The 21,940-nt window shown below is 59.3% G+C and carries 15 protein-coding genes; 9 read left to right on the top strand and 6 right to left on the bottom strand.

Annotated elements, in window-relative coordinates; genetic code table 11:
* Positions 1–6: 6 nt before the first annotated feature.
* Positions 7–837, top strand: a complete 831-nt coding sequence (locus MHK09_RS06460) for an HAD family hydrolase (protein ID WP_250413039.1) — start codon at positions 7–9, stop codon at positions 835–837.
* Here MHK09_RS06460 and MHK09_RS06455 read toward each other — a convergent pair.
* Positions 834–2,756 carry an N-acetylmuramoyl-L-alanine amidase gene (locus tag MHK09_RS06455; protein WP_250413038.1) on the bottom strand — a complete coding sequence of 641 codons (1,923 nt, stop codon included), beginning with the start codon at positions 2,754–2,756 and terminating at the stop codon, positions 834–836. The genes MHK09_RS06460 and MHK09_RS06455 overlap by 4 nt on opposite strands.
* 145 nt (positions 2,757–2,901) lie before the next feature.
* On the opposite strand from MHK09_RS06455, the gene glf reads away from it, so the two are divergent.
* Together glf and MHK09_RS06445 are read left to right on the top strand one after the other, a co-directional pair.
* Positions 2,902–4,098: a UDP-galactopyranose mutase gene (glf, locus tag MHK09_RS06450; protein WP_225746292.1), complete on the top strand. Its 1,197-nt coding sequence runs from the start codon at positions 2,902–2,904 to the stop codon at positions 4,096–4,098.
* Positions 4,099–4,366: 268 nt separating this feature from the next.
* Positions 4,367–5,857 carry an ATP-binding protein gene (locus MHK09_RS06445; protein ID WP_250413037.1) on the top strand — a complete coding sequence of 497 codons (1,491 nt, stop codon included), beginning with the start codon at positions 4,367–4,369 and terminating at the stop codon, positions 5,855–5,857.
* On the opposite strand, the gene MHK09_RS06440 is transcribed toward MHK09_RS06445, so the two are convergent.
* Genes MHK09_RS06440 through MHK09_RS06425 form a run of 4 tightly spaced genes read right to left on the bottom strand, consistent with a single transcriptional unit; the run spans position 5,854 to position 13,957 of the window.
* Positions 5,854–9,072: a type I restriction endonuclease subunit R gene (locus MHK09_RS06440; RefSeq protein WP_250413036.1), complete on the bottom strand. Its 3,219-nt coding sequence runs from the start codon at positions 9,070–9,072 to the stop codon at positions 5,854–5,856. The two genes, MHK09_RS06445 and MHK09_RS06440, sit on opposite strands and share 4 nt — an antisense overlap.
* Before the next feature lie 35 nt (positions 9,073–9,107).
* A complete protein-coding gene (locus MHK09_RS06435; protein WP_250413035.1) occupies positions 9,108–10,277 on the bottom strand; it encodes a restriction endonuclease subunit S domain-containing protein in 1,170 nt (389 codons plus the stop codon).
* A 1-nt stretch (position 10,278) separates the two neighbouring features.
* A complete protein-coding gene (locus tag MHK09_RS06430; RefSeq protein ID WP_250413034.1) occupies positions 10,279–11,910 on the bottom strand; it encodes a class I SAM-dependent DNA methyltransferase in 1,632 nt (543 codons plus the stop codon).
* A 52-nt stretch (positions 11,911–11,962) separates the two neighbouring features.
* Positions 11,963–13,957, bottom strand: a complete 1,995-nt coding sequence (locus MHK09_RS06425) for a helix-turn-helix transcriptional regulator (protein WP_250413033.1) — start codon at positions 13,955–13,957, stop codon at positions 11,963–11,965.
* Between the two features lie 464 nt (positions 13,958–14,421).
* On the opposite strand from MHK09_RS06425, the gene MHK09_RS06420 reads away from it, so the two are divergent.
* The gene (locus tag MHK09_RS06420) at positions 14,422–14,622 is read left to right on the top strand and encodes a DEAD/DEAH box helicase (RefSeq protein WP_250413032.1); all 201 of its coding nucleotides are present in this window, start codon (positions 14,422–14,424) and stop codon (positions 14,620–14,622) included.
* 65 nt (positions 14,623–14,687) lie between these two features.
* Entirely contained in the window at positions 14,688–15,275 is a 588-nt protein-coding gene (locus MHK09_RS06415; RefSeq protein ID WP_005325402.1) for a three-helix bundle dimerization domain-containing protein, read from the top strand.
* Here the strand turns inward: MHK09_RS06415 and MHK09_RS06410 are convergent.
* On the bottom strand, positions 15,272–16,534 hold the full coding sequence (locus tag MHK09_RS06410) for a TPM domain-containing protein (RefSeq protein ID WP_250413031.1): 1,263 nt from the start codon (positions 16,532–16,534) through the stop codon (positions 15,272–15,274). The genes MHK09_RS06415 and MHK09_RS06410 overlap by 4 nt on opposite strands.
* Positions 16,535–16,640: 106 nt before the next feature.
* On the opposite strand from MHK09_RS06410, the gene MHK09_RS06405 reads away from it, so the two are divergent.
* From MHK09_RS06405 to MHK09_RS06390, 4 genes are read left to right on the top strand one after another with little or no spacing between them, the layout of a single operon-like run.
* Positions 16,641–18,593, top strand: coding sequence for a glycosyltransferase (locus MHK09_RS06405; protein ID WP_250413030.1), 1,953 nt, complete (start codon positions 16,641–16,643; stop codon positions 18,591–18,593).
* Positions 18,583–19,098 carry a phosphatase PAP2 family protein gene (locus MHK09_RS06400; RefSeq protein WP_005325407.1) on the top strand — a complete coding sequence of 172 codons (516 nt, stop codon included), beginning with the start codon at positions 18,583–18,585 and terminating at the stop codon, positions 19,096–19,098. The genes MHK09_RS06405 and MHK09_RS06400 overlap by 11 nt, the downstream gene beginning before the upstream one ends.
* A complete protein-coding gene (locus tag MHK09_RS06395) occupies positions 19,091–20,071 on the top strand; it encodes a decaprenyl-phosphate phosphoribosyltransferase (RefSeq protein ID WP_250413029.1) in 981 nt (326 codons plus the stop codon). Before MHK09_RS06400 ends, MHK09_RS06395 begins: the two co-directional genes overlap by 8 nt.
* A 53-nt stretch (positions 20,072–20,124) precedes the next feature.
* On the top strand, positions 20,125–21,819 hold the full coding sequence (locus MHK09_RS06390) for an arabinofuranosyltransferase AftB family protein (RefSeq protein WP_250413028.1): 1,695 nt from the start codon (positions 20,125–20,127) through the stop codon (positions 21,817–21,819).
* Positions 21,820–21,940 lie beyond the last annotated feature (121 nt).

Genomic DNA, 21,940 nt, shown 5'->3' with positions numbered 1-21,940 from the left:
GCGGGTATGGAGAATTTCCCTGCCCGCGCGCCTCGCCTCATCGCGAGCGATATTGACGGCACCCTGCTGGACCGCAACCACCGCGTCCCGCGTCGCAACCGTGACGCCGTGGCGCGGGCAGTCCAACAGGGTGCCTATTTTGCGCTTTCTACCGGCCGTCCGTTTCGCTGGATTGCCCCGGTGCTGGAGCAGCTGCCCGTGCGGCCGGTATGCGTGACCTCGAATGGTGCTGTGTTGTATGACTCCGCGGAGGATCGGGTGATGTCCGCCCACGAGCTTTCGCCCGCCGCGTTGGCGGAGGTGGTGGACGTGGCCCAGACCGTACTGGGCACCGTGGGCTTTGGCGCGGAGCGGGCAGGGGGCTCGCTTGCCGACGCCGTCGAGGACCTCTTCGTAGTCGAGCGGCACTACTCCGAAAACGCCCTCTTTGAAGGCTTTGGCGTGGTCAGCATGGGCGAGCTAGTGGGGCAGCCGGCGGTAAAGTTCCTCATCCGCAACACGGACTACTCCGCCCCAGAGCTCTATGAGCTCATTGCGCCGCACATCGATCCGGATCTCGCGCACCTGACCTATTCCATGCAGGAAGGAATCTTGGAGGTTGCCGCGCCCAATGTGACTAAGCGCCGCGGGGTGGAATGGCTGGCGGAGCACACCGGGGTCGCCCAGCAAGAGACTATTGCCTTTGGGGATATGCCCAACGATATCGAAATGCTGACGTGGGCCGGCTGTGGCGTGGCCATGGAAAACGCCCACCCGGAGGTAAAGGCGGCCGCGGATGCGGTCACCGTGGCTAACCACCAGGCGGGCGTCGCTAAGGTGCTAGAGCGCTGGTTCTAGTCGGTGAAGATGTCTACCTTTTCCGTTTCGGTGTTGTAGACAATCTCGCCACCCTGGAACTTCACGCGGATTTCCTTGCCATTCTTTTCCTCGTTGGAGGTCGGCAGGCCGAGCTTGGAGGCATTATCGCCCTCGGACCACTTCTTGGCAATCTCGCCCGTCAGCGCCTTGGTGCCGGACTCCTTGGAGGAGAGCACCACGCCATTTTGGAAGAGCTGGTAGAGGATCTTGCCGCCGTCGGTAGTATCCGGGCCGCCGACTGCCAAGCCTAGGACTGGGCCGAAAGCGTTGAGGACGGAGGTCCACGATTCCTTCAGGCCTTCGTTGCTGGAGACCTGGACAACCTTGTTGACAATCTCCGGGATATCGCCGGTGGTCAGGTTGCCCGCCACCTTCTGATCGGTATCAGGCTTCTGCAGGCGCTCATTGGCGATGAGCACGCCGAAGACGGCGGCAGCGATGCCGGCAAGGGCGGAGATAGTGGAGACCGGTACCTCGACCTCGCCAAGCGAGGACATGATTTCTCCGCCCACCTGTTGCGGGGTCTTGGGGGTATTTGGTTGCGGGGTCTTGGGGGTATTTGGCTGTGGAGACTCTTGCCAGTTCAGGTCCGTGCTGTTCTTGCCGGACTTGATGGCATCCGCCTTGCGCTTGGTATTCTTTCGAATCTCGTCCCAGTGGCGCGTGGTGTACTGGCCCGGGCAAGCCGTGTAGTGGAAATCGTTGTGGCCCGCGAAGGCCGGCACGGTGGCCGTGGTTCCTGCAGGGAACTTGGAGCCGTTGAATCCGCCGGAGTACAAGCTGGCCTTGCCCATTGGATCGATGCCAGAAATAGCGGCCTTCCAGCCGGCAATCTCCGCCACGGAGTTGAGCATCTCGCGGGAAGGCTCGGTTTCCTCGTAGTTGCCAATCATGGAAATGCCCCAGTTATTGGAGTTGAAGCCACCCACGTGGGCGCCCTGTACGGCCTTGTCCAAGCCGCCGTAGCGGCCTTCGTAGATGGTGCCGAATTTATCCACCAGCACGTTATAGCCGATATCGCACCAACCCAGGGTCTGCGCATGGTAGTCGTAGGCACCGCGTACCTGTGCCGCCGCCTGCGCGCGGGTGTAGTTATTGCTACCCGCGGTGTGGTGCAGGGTCATGGCCTTGATGCCATCGTCGTAGGTTGGCTGCTGGCAGCGCTTAGATTCGTCTGCTCCCCAGCCGGCGCGGGTGACTACCTTGGGCATGCCCGCGGTTTCTGCGGTGGGCTCGATGGCTTCGCCTTCTTGGGCGTTGCCGTCGATAAACACGGCGTCGAGATCCGCAACCTGGGTGCGCTCATCGGCCACGGGGGAGATATCGCCGACGTTGTACGCAAGCGGCGCGGGGCGGTTGGCATCAGCGCCCTTGGCGGCCTTGTCCAGGAGGGAGTCTTCCTTCTTGTCGAGGTTGGAACCGGTCACGAGGTCAACGTTGGCCATAGAAACCTGCACATCGTTGGTATCGCCCACGAAGATGAGTTCGGTGCCGTTCTTGCCCTCGGTGTAATTCATTGCATCCATGGGCAGCCACTCGCTCCAGGAACCGTCCTGCTGCTTGGAGCGGACGAAGGAGTTGATATCTCGCTTGCCCTCCCAGGTGACGGCGAACATGTTGAAGGTTTCGTCGCGGTGGAACTGCTTGACCGCGCGGCGGCTTTCGCCTTCGCCCTGAGCGGCTACGGCTGGGTCATCGACGACGATGGATTCGCCGTCACTGAAGCTAGAGGAGGAATTTTTGACCTCAATGGGACCGCCGTTGCCGGAGTCTTGGGTCTTGAGAACTTGCTGTCCGCCGAATGCGGCCGTCACGGCGAGCGCGATGGAGGTGACCGCCGCGATGACGGGGGTGGACCATTTTGACCTGGTGGGTACTAGTCGACGTCGTTGTTGCACTGTTATCTCCCTAGGGTTGTGCAGCTGTAAAAACCGTTGCCAAAGTTAAGAGTTGATAGTGATGGTACGTTTGTGACCTCTGTGAAATCTGTTGCGACACGCCGATGCACCGTGTCAGCTGCCGTAGTGCAATAAAGTGGAGGCCATGACTTCTTATGACCTCATCGTTGTTGGCTCTGGATTTTTTGGTCTAACGGTTGCCGAGCGCGCCGCTAGCCAGCTGGATAAGAAGGTGCTCATTGTGGAGCGCCGCAATCACCTCGGCGGCAATGCCTACTCCGAGGCCGAACCCACCACCGGAATCGAGGTGCACAAGTACGGCGCGCACCTCTTCCACACCTCTAATAAACGCGTGTGGGATTACTGCAATAAGTTCACCGACTTCACCGACTACCAGCACCGCGTGTTTGCCATGCACGATGGCACCGCCTACCAATTCCCGATGGGCCTGGGTCTTATCAACCAGTTCTTCGGCCGCTACTACTCCCCGGATGAGGCCCGCCAGCTCATTAAGGATCAGGCCGGCGAATTCTCCCCGGAAGAGGCGCAAAACCTGGAGGAGAAGGCCATCTCGCTCATCGGTCGCCCGCTGTATGAGGCCTTCATTCGCGATTACACCGCAAAGCAGTGGCAGACCGATCCGAAGGAGCTGCCGGCCGCGAATATCACCCGCCTGCCGGTGCGCTATACCTTCAATAACCGCTACTTCAACGACACCTATGAGGGCCTGCCGGTCGACGGCTACGCGGCATGGCTAGAAAACATGGCTGACCACGACAATATTGAGGTCCGCCTGGATACCGATTGGTTCGAGGTGCGCGAAGAGCTGCGCGCCGAGTCCCCAGATGCGCCCGTGGTCTACACCGGCCCACTGGATCGCTACTTTGATTTTGCCGAGGGCGAGCTGGGTTGGCGCACCCTCGACTTTGACTTGGAGGTGCTGGATACCGGTGACTTCCAGGGCACCCCGGTGATGAACTACAACGATGCGGACGTGGACTACACCCGCATCCATGAGTTCCGCCACTTCCACCCGGAGCGCAAGGATAAGTACCCGAAGGATAAGACGGTCATCATGAAGGAGTATTCGCGCTTTGCCGATAAGGGCGATGAGCCGTACTACCCAATCAATACCCCTGAGGACCGCACCAAGCTGGAGGCCTACCGTAAGCTCGCCGCCCAGGAGTCGAAGGATAATAAGGTTCTCTTCGGCGGCCGCCTGGGCACCTACCAGTACCTCGACATGCACATGGCCATTGCCTCCGCGCTGAGCATGTTCGACAACAAGCTGGCTCCGTTCTGGAACGAGGGTAAGGCGCTTGAGCAGGAGCGCGGCCACTAAGCCGAACTTCGTCAACAGAACACTTAACACTCAATACACCACCCAACACACCACACTATGGAGTGTTGGGTGGTGTGTTGTATGTAGTGTTGTGTAGTGTTGCGCAGACCGGGAAAATTATGTTTGAACTGCGAAAGCATACCGTACTGTGAGAATTTCGGACGAGGAACACGTGCGAACACTACACAACACACCACAGTGTGTGTAGTGTTGTGTGTAGTGTTTGAGGGCGTTCAGGAGCGTTGAGCGCTGATAGGGGTGAGTGATTGTGGTCTGGGATGATGACCAGGCGGAGATCGCCGAGATCATTGGAAGCCTGCGATCTCAGGACACCGATACGCGCGCTGTCGAGGTCAAGGCAGCTGCGGGAGGTTTTCCCAAGAAGCTCGTTCGCTCTATCTCTGCCTTTGCTAACGGGACCGGTGGAATCATCATCTTGGGGCTGGATGAAGACAACGGGTTCGTTACGGTACCAGACTTTGATGCTACTGCCATGGCGGATGCCCTGGCTGGCGCATGCGCAGACCTCGTGACCCCGTCGGTTCGCGCCCAGATCGACATTGTTGAGTGGGAGGGCGCGAGCATTGTCGTTGGCACCATTCCCGAATGTGCTCCTTTTGAGAAGCCCTGCTGGGTCGTTTCTCAGTCGAAGTATCACGGCAGCTATATCCGGGTCCATGATGGGGACCGCGTACTAAAGCCATACGAGATCGACCGGCTGGAGGAAAACAAGACCCAGCCGGAATGGGATCTGGAGCCGGTTCCGGCTGCTGACATCGACGATCTGGATCCTGACATTGTGGCCGAGATCTTGGCCCGCGAGCGCTCCATCCATGAACGCATTTTTGGACGGTTGAGCGATGAAGAGGCGATGTTAGCGCTCCACCTGATTACCCGGAACGACAACGGAAAACTAGTGCCAACTCTGGGCGGGCTCATGGCAGCGGGCACTTACCCGCAACAGTTTTTCCCGCGGCTCAACGTGACCTTTGCAGCATATCCCGGCACCGATAAAGCGGCCGGGTTGGGCAAGCAGCGCTTCCTCGACAACGAAAGTCTGGTGGGGCCCATTCCGGTGCTGGTCGCGGATGCCGTGCGGGCAGTCCGACGCAATATGCGCGTCGGAGGCGTAATCGCGGGAGTCTTCCGTAAGGACTTGCCGGACTATCCTCCGGAGGCCGTGCGTGAGGCAGTCGCTAATGCGCTTATGCACCGTGACTATTCGCCGCAGGCGCGGGGCACGCAGGTACAAGTGAACCTGTATGTCGACCGGCTGGAGATCCTCAACCCCGGTGGTCTTTATGGAACGGTCACCGTTGATCGATTGGGCACTGCGGGTATGTCTAGCGCGCGCAATCAGCATTTGTCTGCGCTGCTGGAGGTGACTCCTGCCGGTGACGGAGATGGGTACGTTGCGGAAAATCGTGGTACCGGATATATCGAGATTCTCGACCAACTGGAACAGCAGCTGCTGCCGCCGCCGGTACCACGGGATTCATTGACCGAATTTGAACTCACCTTTGCGCGGCGAAATCCGACTACCCCGGAGCGCACCGCGGCGTCGGGCGGCGGAACCCGCGGGCGCGTGCTCGACTATCTTCGCGAACACAGGACAGCGTCCAGCCGCGAATTGGCAGGGGCTGCAGGGCTGTCCCTCAACGGAGTGCGCAGGATCATCAACGAACTTGTTGAGGAAGGCGTCATCGTGCGCACTGAGCCGCTGAAGAGCCCGAAGCAGCGCTATCGGCTGCAGGGCTAACCACGGTGTTCAACGTTACCTTGTTCGCGCGCCGCCGCTGAATACCTTGGCGCGAATTTCTCCATCTGTTCAAGCACGAGCTTGATGGCCTCCGGCGCCTTGTCCGGTGGATATTTGTAGTCGCGTAGCAACCTGCGGACCGAGCGGCGTAGTTTCGCGCGTACGTCATCGCGTACTGTCCAGTCGGTCTTTGCATCGCGACGCAGCATGGAAACGAGCTGGCGTGCGATTTCAGCAAGAACTTCGTCGTCCATGAGCTCGGTTGCGGATTCGTTTGTCGACACCGCGTCGAAGAAGGTGAGCTCGTCATTGCCTAGTGGTGGGGTGAATTGTTCACCGCGTTTGCTTTCCTTGACAATCTCCTTGGACAGGCGGATGAGTTCGGCGATGATTTCAGCGGCCGTGAGCTGCTGATTGGTGTACCGATTCATCAGCTCAGTGATCCGCTCGGAGAACTGCTTGGAGCGCAGCTCGTTGTTTCCTGTGGCGGTGCGGGCTTCCTGCTGGAGCTGGCGGCGCAACGCATCAATGAGCAACGAGACCTCCGAGGGGGATTGTTTGTCCTTGAACAGGTCGACGGTGAGATCCTGCAAGTTCGGAATCTCAATCCCGGCCTGGCGGTAGATGTCGATGACACCGGTGGCCTCAGCCGAATCAACGACCAGCTTGCCTAGGGCGTTGCGGATGGAGTCGCTAATCGGCTCGCCATTGGCCACGCGGTCGCCTGCATCGAGCTTGATGAGCCAGTTCTTGACCTCGGAATAGAACTGCACGCTCGGACGGAATTCATCGGCGGCAGGGCTGTTGGACGCAAGCGCCCATGCACGCGCGAGCCTTCCAGCCTGACGCTTGAACTCATCAGCGACGGGACGCGCGTTTGGCTTCTCGGGGTCGTAGTTGCCTTCGGTCTTCGGATTGCGCAGGAAGCCCGTGACATCGAGCAAGGCACGGCGAAGGTTGGCGTCATCGATGAAAGCGGTGTTCTTCCATTCGATTCCCACAATGTCGTCGAGACGAGCCAGGAATCCCTTCGCCAGAGTTAGTGCTTCTTCGACGTCCTGTCCCGTGACCTTCGTGCCGTCGTCGGAGGGGTTGAGTGTGAACTCAGCCAGCGCCTTCTCCAGGTTTTCGACCAGCGGAGCATAGGCGACAAGGAGGCCATCCTGCTTGTCTCGGAACGTGCGGTTGACGCGGGCGAGGGTCTGCATGAGCAGCGCGCTCTTGAGCGAGCGGTCAATGTAGAGCGTGTGCAGGGGCGGCGCATCGAAACCGGTGAGCATCATGGACTGAACGATGGCGATTTCCAGCTCGTCGTCGACGTCCTTGATGCGGTTCTTCACGGCCTTGAGCGCGCTCGGGCGGCGCATATGGACCTTGAGCTCATCCGGATCGGACGGCGCGGCAGAGTAGATGACCTTGATTTTTCCCTTGTCATCGGCATCCGAGTGCCACTCAGGGCGCAGCGCCACGATCTTGGAGTAGAGGCGTGCTGCGATGGAACGCGTGGCGGTCACGATCATGGCTTTGCCCGGTGCACCGATGAACTCCCGCATGTTCTCGCGGCGGTCTTCCCAGTGGCGAACAAAGTCCTCAGCGAGCGCATCCAAGCGGTCGTCGGAACCGTAAATGATTTCCAACGCGGCGACGGAGCGCTGAATCCGGTCGCGCTCGACTTCGTCGAGACCCGTGAGCACTTCCTCAGCGGTGTCATCAATCTCGTCATCGGTAATCCCAGCAATGCGCTTGAGTGGGATGAGGCGCGGTTCGAAATACACGGGAACGACGGCACCGTCCTCGACGGCGCGGTTCATGTCGTAGATGTCGACGTCATCACCGAAGACCTTGCGCGTATCGCGGTCCCATTCCTTGAGCGGGGTACCGGTAAACGCCAACATGGTGGCATTCGGTAGTGCATTACGCAGGTGCTGCGCGTAACCGTCAGCCGCGGTGTCGCCAAAGCCATAGTGCGAGCGGTGAGCCTCATCAACGATGACCACAATGTTGCTGCGGTCAGAGAGCAACGGGTGCTCCTTTTCGCGGAGCTCGCCCTTTCCATTCAAGCCAAACTTCTGGAGCGTGGAGAAGTAGATGCCGCCGGAGGTCTTCTGTGAGAGCAGCTCACGCAACTCAGCACGGGACTCGATATTGCGCGGTGCCTCCGGCAGGATGGTGGACCGGTTGAAGGTCTCAAATAGCTGCTCATCCAGCTCGGTACGGTCATTGAGCACAATGACGGTCGGGCTGAGCATCTCGGGCCGACGCATAATCTTGGCGGCGTAGAGCTCCATCTCCATGGACTTGCCCGCACCCGTCGTGTGCCAGATGACGCCAGCGCGCTTGTCGCCGCGCGCCGCCGTGATCGTGGAACCCACAGCCTTGGTCACCGCGAAGTACTGGTGCGGCTTCGCGATGCGCATGACTAGCCCCTCGGCCGTGTCATCGAACGCCGTGAAGTCGCTGTAGAGCTGCCCAAAACGCTCCACATTAAACAGACCATCAAGCAACAGGTCCAGCTGCGTGACCGGCTCGCCGGCCACAACCATGTTGTTGGGGTCTACCGGGCTGCCGTCCTCATCCACGTTCCACGGCGCAAAGTGGTTCCACGGAGTAAACGGCGTGCCGTACTTCGCGCTGAGGTCATCCGAAGGAATCACAATATTGGCAAAGCGGAAGGCCATGCCGAATTCCTTGACGTAGGTCTGCAGCTGGTTGTACGCGCCCTCGACGGAGGTATTCGCGCCCGTCTTCTTCAGCTCAATGAATGCCAGCGGCATGCCGTTGACGTAACAGACCACATCGAATCGACGCTCTCCATCAAGGTTCGCAACGGTGACCTGGTTGAGCGACAAATAGTCGTTCATGTGCGGATGCGAGGACAGGAAGCAGATGGTTGGGTTCTGAACGTTGCCCTCGTGGTCGATGTACTCGATACCGCGGTAGCCTTCCACCAGAATCTGGTGAATGCGCCGGTTCTCCGCAATCGCGGACTGTGACTTCGGCGTGATGACCTCACCAATCGCCTGGTCGAGGTACTCCTCCGGTACGCCCGGGTTGAGGTTGCGCACGGCATTGTGCAGACGCCCGCGCAGAACGATGTCATTCCAGGTGTCGCGCTCGCCGGAGCCCGGCGCAAAGTCCGGGCCGTGGCCGGCCTGCCATTCCAGTTCCGCCAGGTGGTCCTGAACAATGAGTTCGAGGGATTCTTCGCTCAACATGAGCTTCTCCTTAGGAGTTGTAGGGGTAGGGTTGCTTAGCTTTCCGACGCCGCCTCATCCGCAGCGTCCTCCGCCTCACCGACTGTGATGCGGCCGCTCATGAGGAGAGGAAGGAGCTCGTCGCGGGTGCGGGCGAGTTGTAAATTCTGGATCTCAAGGCTTGTGGCAAGTCTCCAAAGTGAATTTCCGAGTTGATTCGTTTCTTCCGACATCTGGGCGGGGACTTCGACTTCCTGGTCTAAATCGCCACGCTTAATATGCCCCATCGTTGTGGCCTTACCAGCGGCAATCATTTGGAAATATTCGAGCTGAGCATCGATTGCTTGACGGAGAGCCCATAAATCCAGTTGTCCATTGGGAACCACTTTGAAGATGTGTTGATTGACAATTGCCTGGTCATAGGGCCAACGCTTGGTTATAAGGGTACCGGACCAAGAAAATAGAAGGTCGCCTGGATTTACCTCGTTGTCTGGATCTGCATCGAAGTCGCTGAATACGGTCTTTCCGCCAATGCCAGAGTTCATTTCTGCAATGCGGACGACAACCCGGCCGGTTCCAGACGCGCCTTTAGTGAATGCTTTGCCATTGATGAATGAAGCCAATGAGCTAAGTGGAACGTCAATGTTGCTAAGAGAAAGTTCTTTTTGCCAAAGGGCTCTTAGGATTTCATCGATTTTTGAAATTGACGTTTGGTTTGCGGCGATTTTATCGTCGAGAGCCCTGAGTGGAGCAGATATGGATTGTTGTTGTCGTACCGAAAAATCGGGCAGTTCCAGTTGCTCCAGCATTCCTTTCGTGAGAGCAGCTCGAGACGCTCCGGATGATGCGAGCATCAATAAGTGCTGTTTTACCTCGGGGGAATACAACCAGTACATAAGCCAGTAAGGGTCGAGCTGGTCTGGATTTGCTCGGATGATAGCGACGTGTTGATTGACACGGGCTTGCTGTCGGCGGTTCCAGATTGCGACTCTTGCCGTTGAGTCACCGGTGATATTTAAGAGCACATCATTGAGGTGGACACTGACACCTTCCATCGCTTGAGCTTGTTCTTCAGAAATAAAGGCTAGGCCTGATTCGTGGAATGACAGATCTAGTATGTTCTGGGAGCGGATAATCGGAATTCCGGAGTCGATGTAGGCGCTCTTGCCGCCACGAGGTGTCGAGCCTGAGCCAATTTTGGTAGTCAGTTCTTTCAGGTTGGGCATGTTACTTCAACCTCCCAAGCTGTTCGCGCACGACCTGGTCGAGGCGGGCGGCGTCGTCAAGCGCGGCGGTGAGTTCGCCGGTGAGTCGGGCAATCTTCTCGTCGATGGGCTCGTCGTCTTCTTCGGTCTCGGCGAAGCCGACGTAGCGGCCGGGGGTCATGGCGAAGTCGGCGTCGCGGATGTCATCGAGGGAGGCGGACTTGCAGAAGCCGGCGATGTCCTCGTAGGCCTTGCCCTCAGGTGCGGAGGTGCGGCCGCGCCACAAGCGGTAGGTGTTCGCAATCTTTTGGATGTCGTCGTCGCTGAAGGTGCGCTCCGTGCGGTCGATCATGTGGCCGAGCTCGCGGGCATCAATGAAGAGCACCTGGTTGGTGCGGTCGATGGTGCCTTTGGAACCGGCCTTCTTGTCCTTGGCGAAGAACCAGACGCAGACCGGAATCTGTGTGCCGCGGAAGAGCTGTGCAGGAAGTGCAATGACGCAGGAGACGATGTCGTCTTCGACCATGGCCTTGCGGATATCGCCTTCACCGGAGGAGTTCGACGTCATCGTGCCATTAGCCATGACGACGCCGGCCTCACCCTGAGAGGTGAGCTTCGAGATGATGTGCTGCATCCACGCGAAGTTCGCATTGCGCTTGGGTGGGACGCCGTACTTCCAGCGAGTGTCTTCCTCGTTGCGCGACCAATCCTTGATGTTGAACGGTGGGTTGGCCATGACGTAGTCCATCTGTTTACCCGGATGAATGTCGCGGGCAAAGGTGTCGGCCCAGCGCTCGCCGAGGCCAGCGGAGCTAATAGCGTGAATAGCCAGGTTCATCTTGGCCATGCGCCACGTGCGCTCGTTGAGCTCCTGACCGTAGATGGCCAGAGCAGTGCGGTCCTTCTCCGTGGTTTCGAGGAACTTCTCTGCCTGAACGAACATGCCGCCTGAGCCACAGCACGGGTCGTAAACACGACCCTGGGTTGGCTCCAGGATTTCTACGAGAGTGCGGACGACGGGGCGGGGAGTGTAGAACTCGCCGCCACGCTTGCCCTCGGCACGGGCGAACTTCTCCAGGAAGTATTCATAGACCTCACCCAGCAAATCGCGAGCACGCTCGGGACCCTCCGCGGTGAAACGCGTGGTGCTGAACAAGTCAATGAGTTCGCCCAAACGGCGCTGGTCAACGCTATCCGAGGCGAAGTTCGTGGGCAGGGTACCTAATAGCGACTCATTGTCCTGCATGAGCTGCTTCATCGCGTTATCGATGAGCTTGCCAATGGACTGGTACTCCTGGCCAGCGTCGGCCGACTTACCCTTCGAGTTGTCGCGCAGGAAGGTCCAACGAGCGATGCGGTCCACCCAGAAAACGTTCTTCTCACGGTAAGCGTCGATATCCTCCAGGTCTTCCTGGATGTACTCTTCGCTATCGCCGCGCTCCTCGCCTTCAGCACGCAGCTCCGCGCGCCGGGCATCGAAGGCGTCAGTGACGTACTTGAGGAACACCAGTCCTAGGACGATGTCCTTGTACTGGGATGCGTCCATGGAACCGCGCAGCTTGTCTGCTGCCTTCCATAAAGTGTCCTTGAGCTCTTTGAGGGTGGTGGCGGAGGCAGACTCTACGTTCTGCTCATCCTTGACTGAGTTAGTCATTTTTCTCCTTAGATATAACGGTGTTTGTGCGTTTGAATGTTGAACTCTGTTATTAACCTGGCGGGGATTGTGCACGAGATTCAGCGATGGTGACAGCACCGGTACCTATCGAAATAGTGAGGTTGTGCCGTAGAACATCGATGCTCCTTAGCTGCTCAACCAACTGGCGACGCCGTGCGCCGAGCTGTTGCTCGACTGTGCTGAGGTCTTCCGCATTCTTGCGAGGCAATACGGGGAAGTACACCGATGCCAACTCGGAGGAGACAGCTTCGTTAATAGCCTTCTCTACGAGGTAAGGAAGGCAGACCTGTTCCAAGGGAGTGTGGCTGCGTCCACGGAAGGTGCGGCATCGTAGTGCTTGAGCCGGTGCAGTGACTAGCTTGCCGCCTTCCTCATCGATGAGCGCGCGTGGTCTTGGGTTCTTGATGAAGACCACGTCCCCTGGTTCTGTGAGGGTGCCGCGCGGTGCAATGTCTTCCAGCCGGAGACGATCGATGCAACGTGCGCCCTGTGGAGTGCTCCCCAGAATTTCGGGTTCACCGATGAGTTCCAGTTTTGCTACTGCTTCAGGGGCGAGATCATGTTCGGCAATGCGGGATCCGCTGAGTTTCTGCAGTACCCCAGTGCGAGCGTTGGTCGCGGCCTTCCACGGTAGGTACTCAAGGCGCGTTGCCCCCGATTCAGCGCGCATACCAATCTTTGGCTGCGCGTCCTCCAGCCCTGCTGAACTGATGTCTAATCCTGCTTGATGCGCGGTATGCATGAGATCGGCGGCGGAGGACGTCGACGTAGAAGAAAAGACCGAGTCATCGAGAGAATGAGTACGACTGCGCCAGGCATCAGCGGCGCGAAGAATACGACCGCGGACAAAGGCGTGCTTGCGTGCTTCATCCGGTGTGGTGAGCATGGTTGCCCAGTCTGAGACGAGACCGGGTCTCTTAAGGTCCGGCACGTCAGCGATAACCACAGCAGCATCGGCAGGGTTGCCTATGGCCTCGCGATTAGGGCGCTTGAGAATCCATAGTGCGCCCTGCTGCTGTCCGCGGTCCGGAAAAATACCTCGGGGCAGCCGTGCGCTGTAACGCAGCGGTGCAATTGCGCCGGTTTCGGTCGGTGCGAGGAACCGCCGTCGGACGACCTGCGCTAAAGAGTCCTCGATAAGCATGTCTGCGGTGGAAATGCAGAACATTGTGCCGCGCTCGTCTAAGTTGTCGAGCAAGTCCTGGAGGTGCTCGAAGTATTCGGGCGCAGTCTTTGGAGGGGAAGGAACAGCGTGGACGAGGAGAGAATTCGCTGGGATCTCCTCGCTAGCGTCGATGAATTCCACGTTTCGGCACGCTAGTTCGGCCCAATAGAGAGAGTCTGGTGCGCAGTCTTTTCGATATCCGATGCTGAGCACCAGTGTCTCTTCGAGTTCCCGGGTGAGTCCAGTGACGAAACCTAGGCTGTATTCATCAGTAGGGATGATAGGTGGAGTTGGGTTCTCTAGCGTGAGGGCTTCCGATACTGCTTGCATAGCGCGGGAAGTAAATCGGGAAGAGAGTGTGACCTGGCGCTGAGCACTGAGGTCATCTGCAAGACGGGCGAGCGCGGCCGCGGGCCCGAAAGCTGCCTCGGCTACCTGCTCTGCTGCTTTTGCGATATCAGCTTCAGGGGCATCAGAAGGAATGTTGTCTGCTGCGCGCTGGTACGCCGCGGTAAGAGAGTCGATTACTGCAGCAGAGGGCGAAAAATCCTGAGGGGAGAGAGCCGTGTTGCAGTTCAAAAGGCCCAAGGCCGCGCGTGCCGGATTGCGGAGCAGCATTCGGTAGAGCGAAGAATAGAAGAGGGCATCTTCAACGGCTGTGTCGCGGCGGCCGAGCTTGGTTGCTCGCAGCCAGTCTTGAATTTCGGTGATGGCGTAGTAGGGGTGGCCATCATGTTCTCCGTAAGGGGAGGGGAAGGGCACGTTGGATTCTGAGTTAAAGCGCTGAATCCACTCGTTGACCGCGGGGCGCGTAACGCCGGTCAGCCGGGCGACATCGGCGAGTGTCAGTGTTGCGGTCACTTGAGGCCTCCTTTCATAGGGTAGTGATGGGGAATAAGGGTGAGCGGTCATTGCTGATTGCTCTGCCCAATACGTTAAACGAACTCGAGTGGAGTGCCCAGCTTTTAGTCTGTTAATCGTCCTGAAGGGGGCTTAAGGCTGGTTAATTAATACTAAAAAGTGTTGCCCGAGAGTGGTTTGGGTTTCGTGGGGATCGGGCTTCAAAAGCGCATGACTTGCTGACGTGTTCGGTCAGATCCGGTGCTAAAGCGGGGGATTGATGTGCACTTTGTGGCCGATTTCCTGCTTGTAAACGTGTTGGCTCGGGCTGTCTGTCGATGTCGACATGTGCATGGCTATCGTTTCCGCGCTGAGCATGTTCGACATCAAGCTGGCTCCGTTCTGGAACGAGGGCAAGGCCATTGAGCAGGAGCGTGGCCACTAAGCGCTATACTTAATCACCTCTGAGGAAAGGAGGTGACGGCATGGCTGACCGCCGCATGTGGAAAATGTCGCCGGAGCGGCTGCAAGAGCATCTGAAATTACGTAGCCGCGCATCGCGCATTCCCGATAAAAAGAAGGAACAGTCCAAGAAGGCCTGCCGGAACTCCCGGCGGGCCTTTCCGCTTTCTTGGTGCAGAAAACTATTGGGTTATTCCCAACCGTTTGACTTAACCCAACGTTAACCATTAAAGTTAACGACAGGTTAACAATTAGCAAACGGGACAATAATCCGAGAAAGGGGATAACAATGAACCAGTTTGAAACCCTGCGCCAGGATCTGCACGAGAACTACGGCCACGAGTACACGGCCGCGGAAATCGATGCCAAGCTCGATGAGGTTATTGCCAAGCACACCAAGAAGGCGGAGCTCGAGGAATTCGTGCCGCTTTTGGTGGAGCGTGAGGTGCGCAACTACTTCGGTGCTCACCGCCTGCACGTTCGCTTTGCCGCCGGTACCAATAATGCGCTGGCCCAAGCCGCAGCGGAACTTACCCGCAAGCACGCCGGCGAAGCCCTCTTTGTAGATACCGCCGTTGCTCACCCAGAAAACGAAGCGGAAGGCCACCTTGCCCACGTCATGAACGAGCGCGGCATGGGTGAGGCCCCGAATAAGTACCTCGACGAGGTGCGCACGGTAGCGATGCCGGATTACATCGTGTTCTTGGGCCGCGAGGTAGAGCGCGATGAGGCGGGCAAGGACATCAAGATTTGGGATATTCCTGCTGCGGATACCGTGGAGGAGGCGCGCGAATTGGCTGATGACCTCGAAGCCCGCGTGCTCTACATGCTCAATAAGCTGGGCATCGATCCGGTAACCGAGCCGGTCAACGCCTAGAAGCGATAGGGGTCGGGCAGCTGGGAGGAGACGTTATTATTAGCCACCCAGAAGCCCGCAAACCTATAGGGCATGTAGTGCGTGCCCATACCGGGGCGCCATTCCGGCGTGCCCAACAGTGGGGGAGTTTTGCGGTCGCGCTGCGGATATAGCCGTTCTGGCAGCGCGCCCACCATGGGGTGATAGTCCTCGAGGACGCGAGCGAAGGCGGAATCGAAGTCTTCCCGCGACAAATCCTGGGACAGGTCGCTAATGCGCTGCGTTATCTGGCGCAAGCTGGCGTTGTCGGGCTGGCGGGAGAGGGCCGCTTGGGCGTCGCCAAGCAGCCATTGCACCTCGCCCGCGCGCACCGCAGTATCGCCGGCGCAGAAATTTTCCAGGGAATCTATCTGCGCTGCGGCCGTATTGATCTGCTTGAGCGCTTTGTACGCCTCCTTGATGGAGGCAGCGTGAAGCGAATAGTCTTGGATGTCCTCCAGCGCCTTGAGCGTCGGCCGCGCATCGGTGTACTGATTGACCAGAGAGCGCCACTGTACCTTCAGGTAGTCGCCCGCTAAGGGGGAATGCAGGGCGTCAATCCGTGCTTCCGTGCGCTTGATGAGTTCCTCAGCCCCGTCGCGAGCGCCCTTAATATAATCGAAGCGCTTGCGCACTCGGGCGCGGCGGATGAACAAGTAGGTAATGAGGCCAACCGCGCCCAGAACCACGAGCACCATAGTGGCCGCGATGAATAAGGACCACGTGGGCATATCCTGCGTATATTGCCGGCGCACGGTGGTATCCGCGGTGGCGCGCGTCGCCAGGATCATGCCGACGGTATAGTCATCGTCCGCCAGCGCCGGCCGCATCTGGTCCAAGATGCCGTCCATGCGGCCCTCGTCATAAATCTTGATGTCCTGGCACACCTCTGTGCCGCAGTGCACAGCCATGCTATTGGGCTCAAAACCTACCGCGATGACGAGCACATTTTTCTGTAACCCACTTCCGCTGATGAACTGTGGATGCTCGCGGGCCAAGTCATGGAACAGAGTCCGGGAAAATTCCTCGCCCGAGTTCGGATACGTAGCGTAGACGACCTCGTGCACAGAATCCGGCAAATGCATGGACTGCGCTTGCGATTTGATGGCGTCTTCGTCCGAATTGCTGAGGATTTGGGCGTGGTCCAGAAACTCCACCGCGGGCTTTTCCTCTGCGATAGCGGCGGGCGCGCTGGCTACAGCGAGAAGACCTACTGCTGCCGCGCAAGGAACCCATCTCATGATGTTCCATATTACGGGCTCCGCGTGTAAACCGTAGTACTTATGCAAAAGCAACTACGCTAAATCGCTGACTACTGTTTATACCGTTTGGAGAATCGAAGCTATCGTGACTGCCAACAACACCCAGGCCCATGAGCCCCTGCAGCGCATCCTGCTGCCTAAGCGCGGCGAGCCCTTTGATGTGCGGATGCTCTACCTCATCGAGGCCGAGCAAAACCGCGAACGCCTCAGCTGGTTTAACCGCACCTCCGTCACCATCCCGGCCGGCGAGGAAGCATCTTTTGAAACCTACTTCAATGCCTTCCCAGCCTCCTACTGGCGCCGCTGGTCCCAGCTGCGTTCCGTAATCCTCAGCCTGGACATTGAGGGTCAAGCAAATATTTCCCTCTACCGCTCCAAGCAGGATGGCCAGCGCATTTCCGTGGCCAACCACCTGGTAGGCACCGGCCACCATGAGTTTGAGCTGCCGCTCAAAAACTTCGAGGATGGCGGCTGGCTGTGGTTCGATATCACCGCCGAGCAGGAAACCACGCTTGCCGACGCCGCCTGGTGCTCCCCCCACGCCCCCGGCCCGCAGCTGCTGCCGGACGGCACCGAGCAGCCGGCGCAGGACAAGCGCGTGGCGGTTGGCATTCCCACCTTTAACCGCCCCACCGATGCCGTGGCAGCGCTCAAGGCACTGGCTGAGGACCCGGTAGTAGACGAGATCATCGACTTCGTCCTCATGCCGGATCAAGGCAACCAGCACCCCGCCGATGAGCCGGGTTACGACGAGGCGGTGGCCCACTTTGGCGAGCGCTTCCGCGAATTCCGCCAGGGCAACCTGGGCGGCTCCGGCGGCTACTCCCGCATCATGTACGAGGCGCTGGAAAATACCGAATCGCCCTTCATCCTGTACATGGACGATGACATCGCCATCGAGCCAGACTCCGTACTGCGCGCGGTCCAGGCGGCCCGCTACGCGGCTAAGCCCATCATCGTCGGCGGCCAGATGCTCAATCTGCAGGAGCGCTCCCAGCTGCGCACCACCGGCGAGCAGGTTAACCGAGCCGATTTCATGTGGGGCGCGGCGCCGCACGCCGTCTACGACCACGACTTTGCCAAGTACCCGCTGCGCGCCATCGGCACCCGCGAGACTCACCTGGATCCCAAGAAGTACGATTCCCGCGCGCTGCATCGCCGCGTTGACGTGGAATACAACGGTTGGTGGATGTGCCTCTTCCCTCGTATCGTGGCAGAAACCAACGGCCAGCCGCTGCCGCTGTTTATCAAGTGGGACGATACCGAGTACTCCCTGCGCGCGGCGCGCAACGGATTCCCCACGGTGACCTGGCCAGGCGCCGCCATCTGGCACATGGCCTGGGCGGATAAGGACGATGCCATTGACTGGCAGGCCTACTTCCACCTGCGCAACCGCCTCATCGTGGCCGCGATGTACCACGAGGGACCGGCCAAGGGCATTACCAAGTCCATCTTTAAGTCCACCCTCAAGCACACCATGTGCATGGAATACTCCACCATGGCCATCCAGATTGAGGCCATGCGAGACTTCCTGGCCGGACCGGACCATCTCTTCGACATCTTGGAGTCTTCGCTGCCGCGCATCGCGCAGATCCGCAAGAACTACTCCGATGCCGTCATCCTGGAATCCGCCGATGAGCTGCCAGCTCCCACCGGCGCGCCGGGAGTACCCACCCGTAATATCGGCGGCCGCCTGGCCAAGATCAAGAAGATCCCGTGGGCCATCAAGGGCCTCAAGCATCTCGTCAGCAAGGAAGATGCTGCGCACCATGAGGCGCCGCAGCTCAACCTCACCCCGGACGAGGCCCGCTGGTTCACCTTGTCCCGCGTAGATTCGGCCACCGTGTCCACCGCGGGTGGCACCGGCGTGGCCTTCCGCAAGCGTGATCGCGACCTAGCTAAGGACCTCGTGGCCCAGACCCGCGAATTGCTGAAGGAAATCGAAGAGAACTTCGACGACCTGCGCGCCGAATACCGCGCGGCCCAGCCGGAGCTGACCTCGCGCGAGTCGTGGAAGAAGGTCTTCGATGCCCAATAAGCTTTCCGTAGCCGAATCGCGCGTCCTCGAGTCCATCCAGGGTGCGGCTTTCGACGTGCCCGGCGTACTTCCCACCGCCCGCGGGCTTAGCCACTGGGGCGAGCATGCCTTAGGTTGGATGGGCAGCGCTGCGGTAGGGGCGGGCATCGACAAGCGCCGCCGCGAAGGCTGGGTCCGTGTTGGGGCCGCCGCCTTCCTCGCGCACGCCGCCAGTGTGGTGCTCAAGCGCATCGTGCGCCGCAAGCGCCCGGATTATCCGTACGTGCGCGTGGGGGTAAAGACGCCCTCCACATTGTCTTTCCCTAGCTCGCACGCGACTTCGACCACCGCATTCCTGGTGGCGGTAAGCCGCCTGACCGGCCGCAAGGCGCCCCTTCTCGGCGTGCCGGTAATGATGGCATCGCGTATGGTGCTCGGAGTGCACTATCCAACAGACACGGCCGTGGGTGCGGCCATCGGCGCTGCTACCGCGGAGGTCGTGATGAAAGGAATGAAGCATGAGTGATGATGGAAACCAGCACTTTTTCCATTCGGAACCGCACACCTCCGGCGTAGATACCGGCCGCAAGCGCAAGCCGCCGAAGAATCTTGTCGATGGCATGATTAAGGCCCTGCGCCCCAAGCAGTGGGTCAAAAACGTCCTGGTGCTGGCTGCCCCCGCCGCGGCCGGCGCCGATGCGCTGTTCCATGGCCGCGTGCTTCTCGACGTCCTCTTGGCCTTCGTCGTCTTCTGCCTCGGCGCTTCCTCCATCTACCTGATTAACGATGCGAAGGACTGGCGCGAGGACCAAGAGCATCCGACCAAGCGCTTCCGCCCGATTGCCTCGGGCGTGCTGCCGATTAAGCTCGCCTATGTCATGGCCGTGGTGCTCATCGGCCTGTCCATCGGCCTGTCTTTCCTTGCCACCGCTGGGCCGCAGCTGGCTATCGTGATGGCGATTTATATCGCGTTGCAGTTGGGCTATTGCTTTGGCTGGAAGCATATGCCGGTGATCGATATTGCCCTGGTGTCCTCCGGCTTCATGCTGCGCACCATGGCCGGTGGCGTAGCCGCAGGCATCGAGCTATCCCAGTGGTTCCTGCTGGTGGCGGCCTTCGGCTCGCTGTTTATGGCCTCCGGCAAGCGCTACTCGGAGATCCTGTTGGTAGAACAGACCGGCGCGAAAATCCGCAAGTCCCTGGAGGGGTATACGCCCACTTACCTGCGCTTCGTGTGGACCCTAGCCGCCACCGCGGTGGTCATCTGCTACACCCTGTGGGGCTTCGAGCTCGCTAACGACGCTCAGACCGGTGGCGTGTGGTACCAGATTTCCATGGTGCCGTTTACCATCGCCATCCTCCGCTATGCGGCCGACGTGGACCGCGGCCAGGGCGGCGCACCGGACGAGATTGCACTCGAGGACCGCACTTTGCAGGTTCTCGCCTTGGCCTGGCTCGCCTGCATTGCCATGGCGGTTTATATCATGCCGTTGATCTAGACACAGCGGAATCGATATAGAAATTTTCTGCGGGGCTGATAAACTTTCTCCCCGTGCTTAACACCGACCACAAGAGTATCGCCCGCTGGAGTACCCCAGCGGTCGTTCTTGTGATCGGTGTTTTATCTTTCTGGGGCGGCTTCGCTCGCCGCTGGATTTCCGATGACGGACTCATCGTCCTGCGTACCGTGCGCAATCTCGAAGCCGGAAACGGGCCCGTGTTCAATATGGGCGAGCGCGTGGAGGCCAATACTTCCACGCTGTGGCAGTACCTCATCTTCCTTGTGCGCTGGGTCTCCCACGCAAACTTGGAAGGCATCGCCATTTACTTGGGCCTCTTCTTGGCGGTAGCGGCAATGGTTGTGGGCACGGGGGCGTCGGCAAGCATGCGCTCTGGCGCCGTCCTTCCGGCCGGCGCACTTGTGTATGTGGCCCTGCCACCGGCCCGCGACTTCTTTACCTCCGGCCTGGAATGGGGCCTGTGCATCTTCTACCTTGCGGTGCTGTGGTGGCTGTTGCTGCGGTGGTCGCGCCCGCGCCGCCACTCCGGGAGTAATAGCGACGCCTATTGGCTCGCCTTCTGGGCCGGGCTGTCCTGGCTGGTGCGCCCGGAGCTCGCCCTGTATGGCGGCCTGGTGGGAATCGCGCTGCTCGTATCCCACCGCTGGTGGAAGATTCTTGCCGTCGCAGTGCCGCTGCCGTTGGCCTATGAGATTTTCCGCATGGGTTACTACGGCCTGTTGACCCCGCACACGGCCGTGGCCAAGTCCGCGGCGGGTTCCGAATGGGACAAGGGCTTTACCTACCTGGCGGACTTTGCCGGACCGTACTGGCTCTTCCTGCCGCTCATCGTGCTGGCCATTGCCGGTCTATGGAAGGCGGACCTGCGGCCCACCGCTCTGCGCTCCACCGCCACTGCCACCTATCTTTTTGTGGGCGCGGCGCTCATCCATACGCTTTACGTCTTGCGCGTGGGCGGGGACTTTATGCATGGCCGCATGCTGCTGCTGCCACTTTTTGCGTTTCTGCTTCCGATCTTTGTCGTTAGCGTACGCATGTGGATCGTCTCCGTCCTCTGCGCGGTGTGGGCGCTGGTTATCGTTCTACGCGGACATCCGGTGGATCGCAGCATCTATGCGGATGAGATCTCCATCGTGGACGAGCGCGATTTCTGGACCTATGCCACCCAGCGCCAGGACCCGCCCATGCGCGCTGAAGAGTTCCTCGGCGCCAAGTTTATGGAGGACTACCAGGAGGGCATCGACGAGCTAGAGGCCGGCGACGCCATGACCTTCCGCTATATCAAGGGCGAAGATAGGTTCTCGTGGACGGCCACGCCTGCAGACCCTTCGCGCACCGATCCGCCGACCGTTTACCTGCTCAATTTGGGCCTGTCTTCCATGAATGCGCCGCTGGATATTCGCGTGCTGGACAATATCGGCCTCAGCAACCCTTTGGCGGCGCGCCAGCCGCGCATCGAGGGCGGACGCATTGGGCACGACAAGAGCTTGGATATGTCGTGGCAGGTGGCAGATTCCGCGGCCGATATTGACGAGATCCCGGCGTGGATTGATAAGTACGAGGCGGCCAAGGCTCGCGCCGCGCTTGCCGACGTCGATTTTCAGAAACTCTTCGCCACATACAGGGAACCCCTAACTTGGGACCGTTTCTGGAAAAATATTAAATTCTCCCTGACCGATGGCCGGACCCTCACTTTTTCTTCTGATCCCTCTGACTACCTGCATTAATCCCTTTAAATGCAGACTTTAGGGAGAACCTAAGTTACACTATTCTGTGACATTGTTATCGATCCGTGACGTTAACGGTATACAGGTTCCGGACGATAGAACTTAGTGACAATCACCGAGT

Origin of the sequence: Corynebacterium tuberculostearicum, assembly GCF_022347235.1 — a bacterium.
Taxonomy (GTDB): Bacteria; Actinomycetota; Actinomycetes; order Mycobacteriales; family Mycobacteriaceae; genus Corynebacterium; species Corynebacterium tuberculostearicum_F.
The sequence above is the reverse complement of the archived record's forward strand: the minus strand, read 5'-3'. Positions and strand labels throughout refer to the sequence as shown.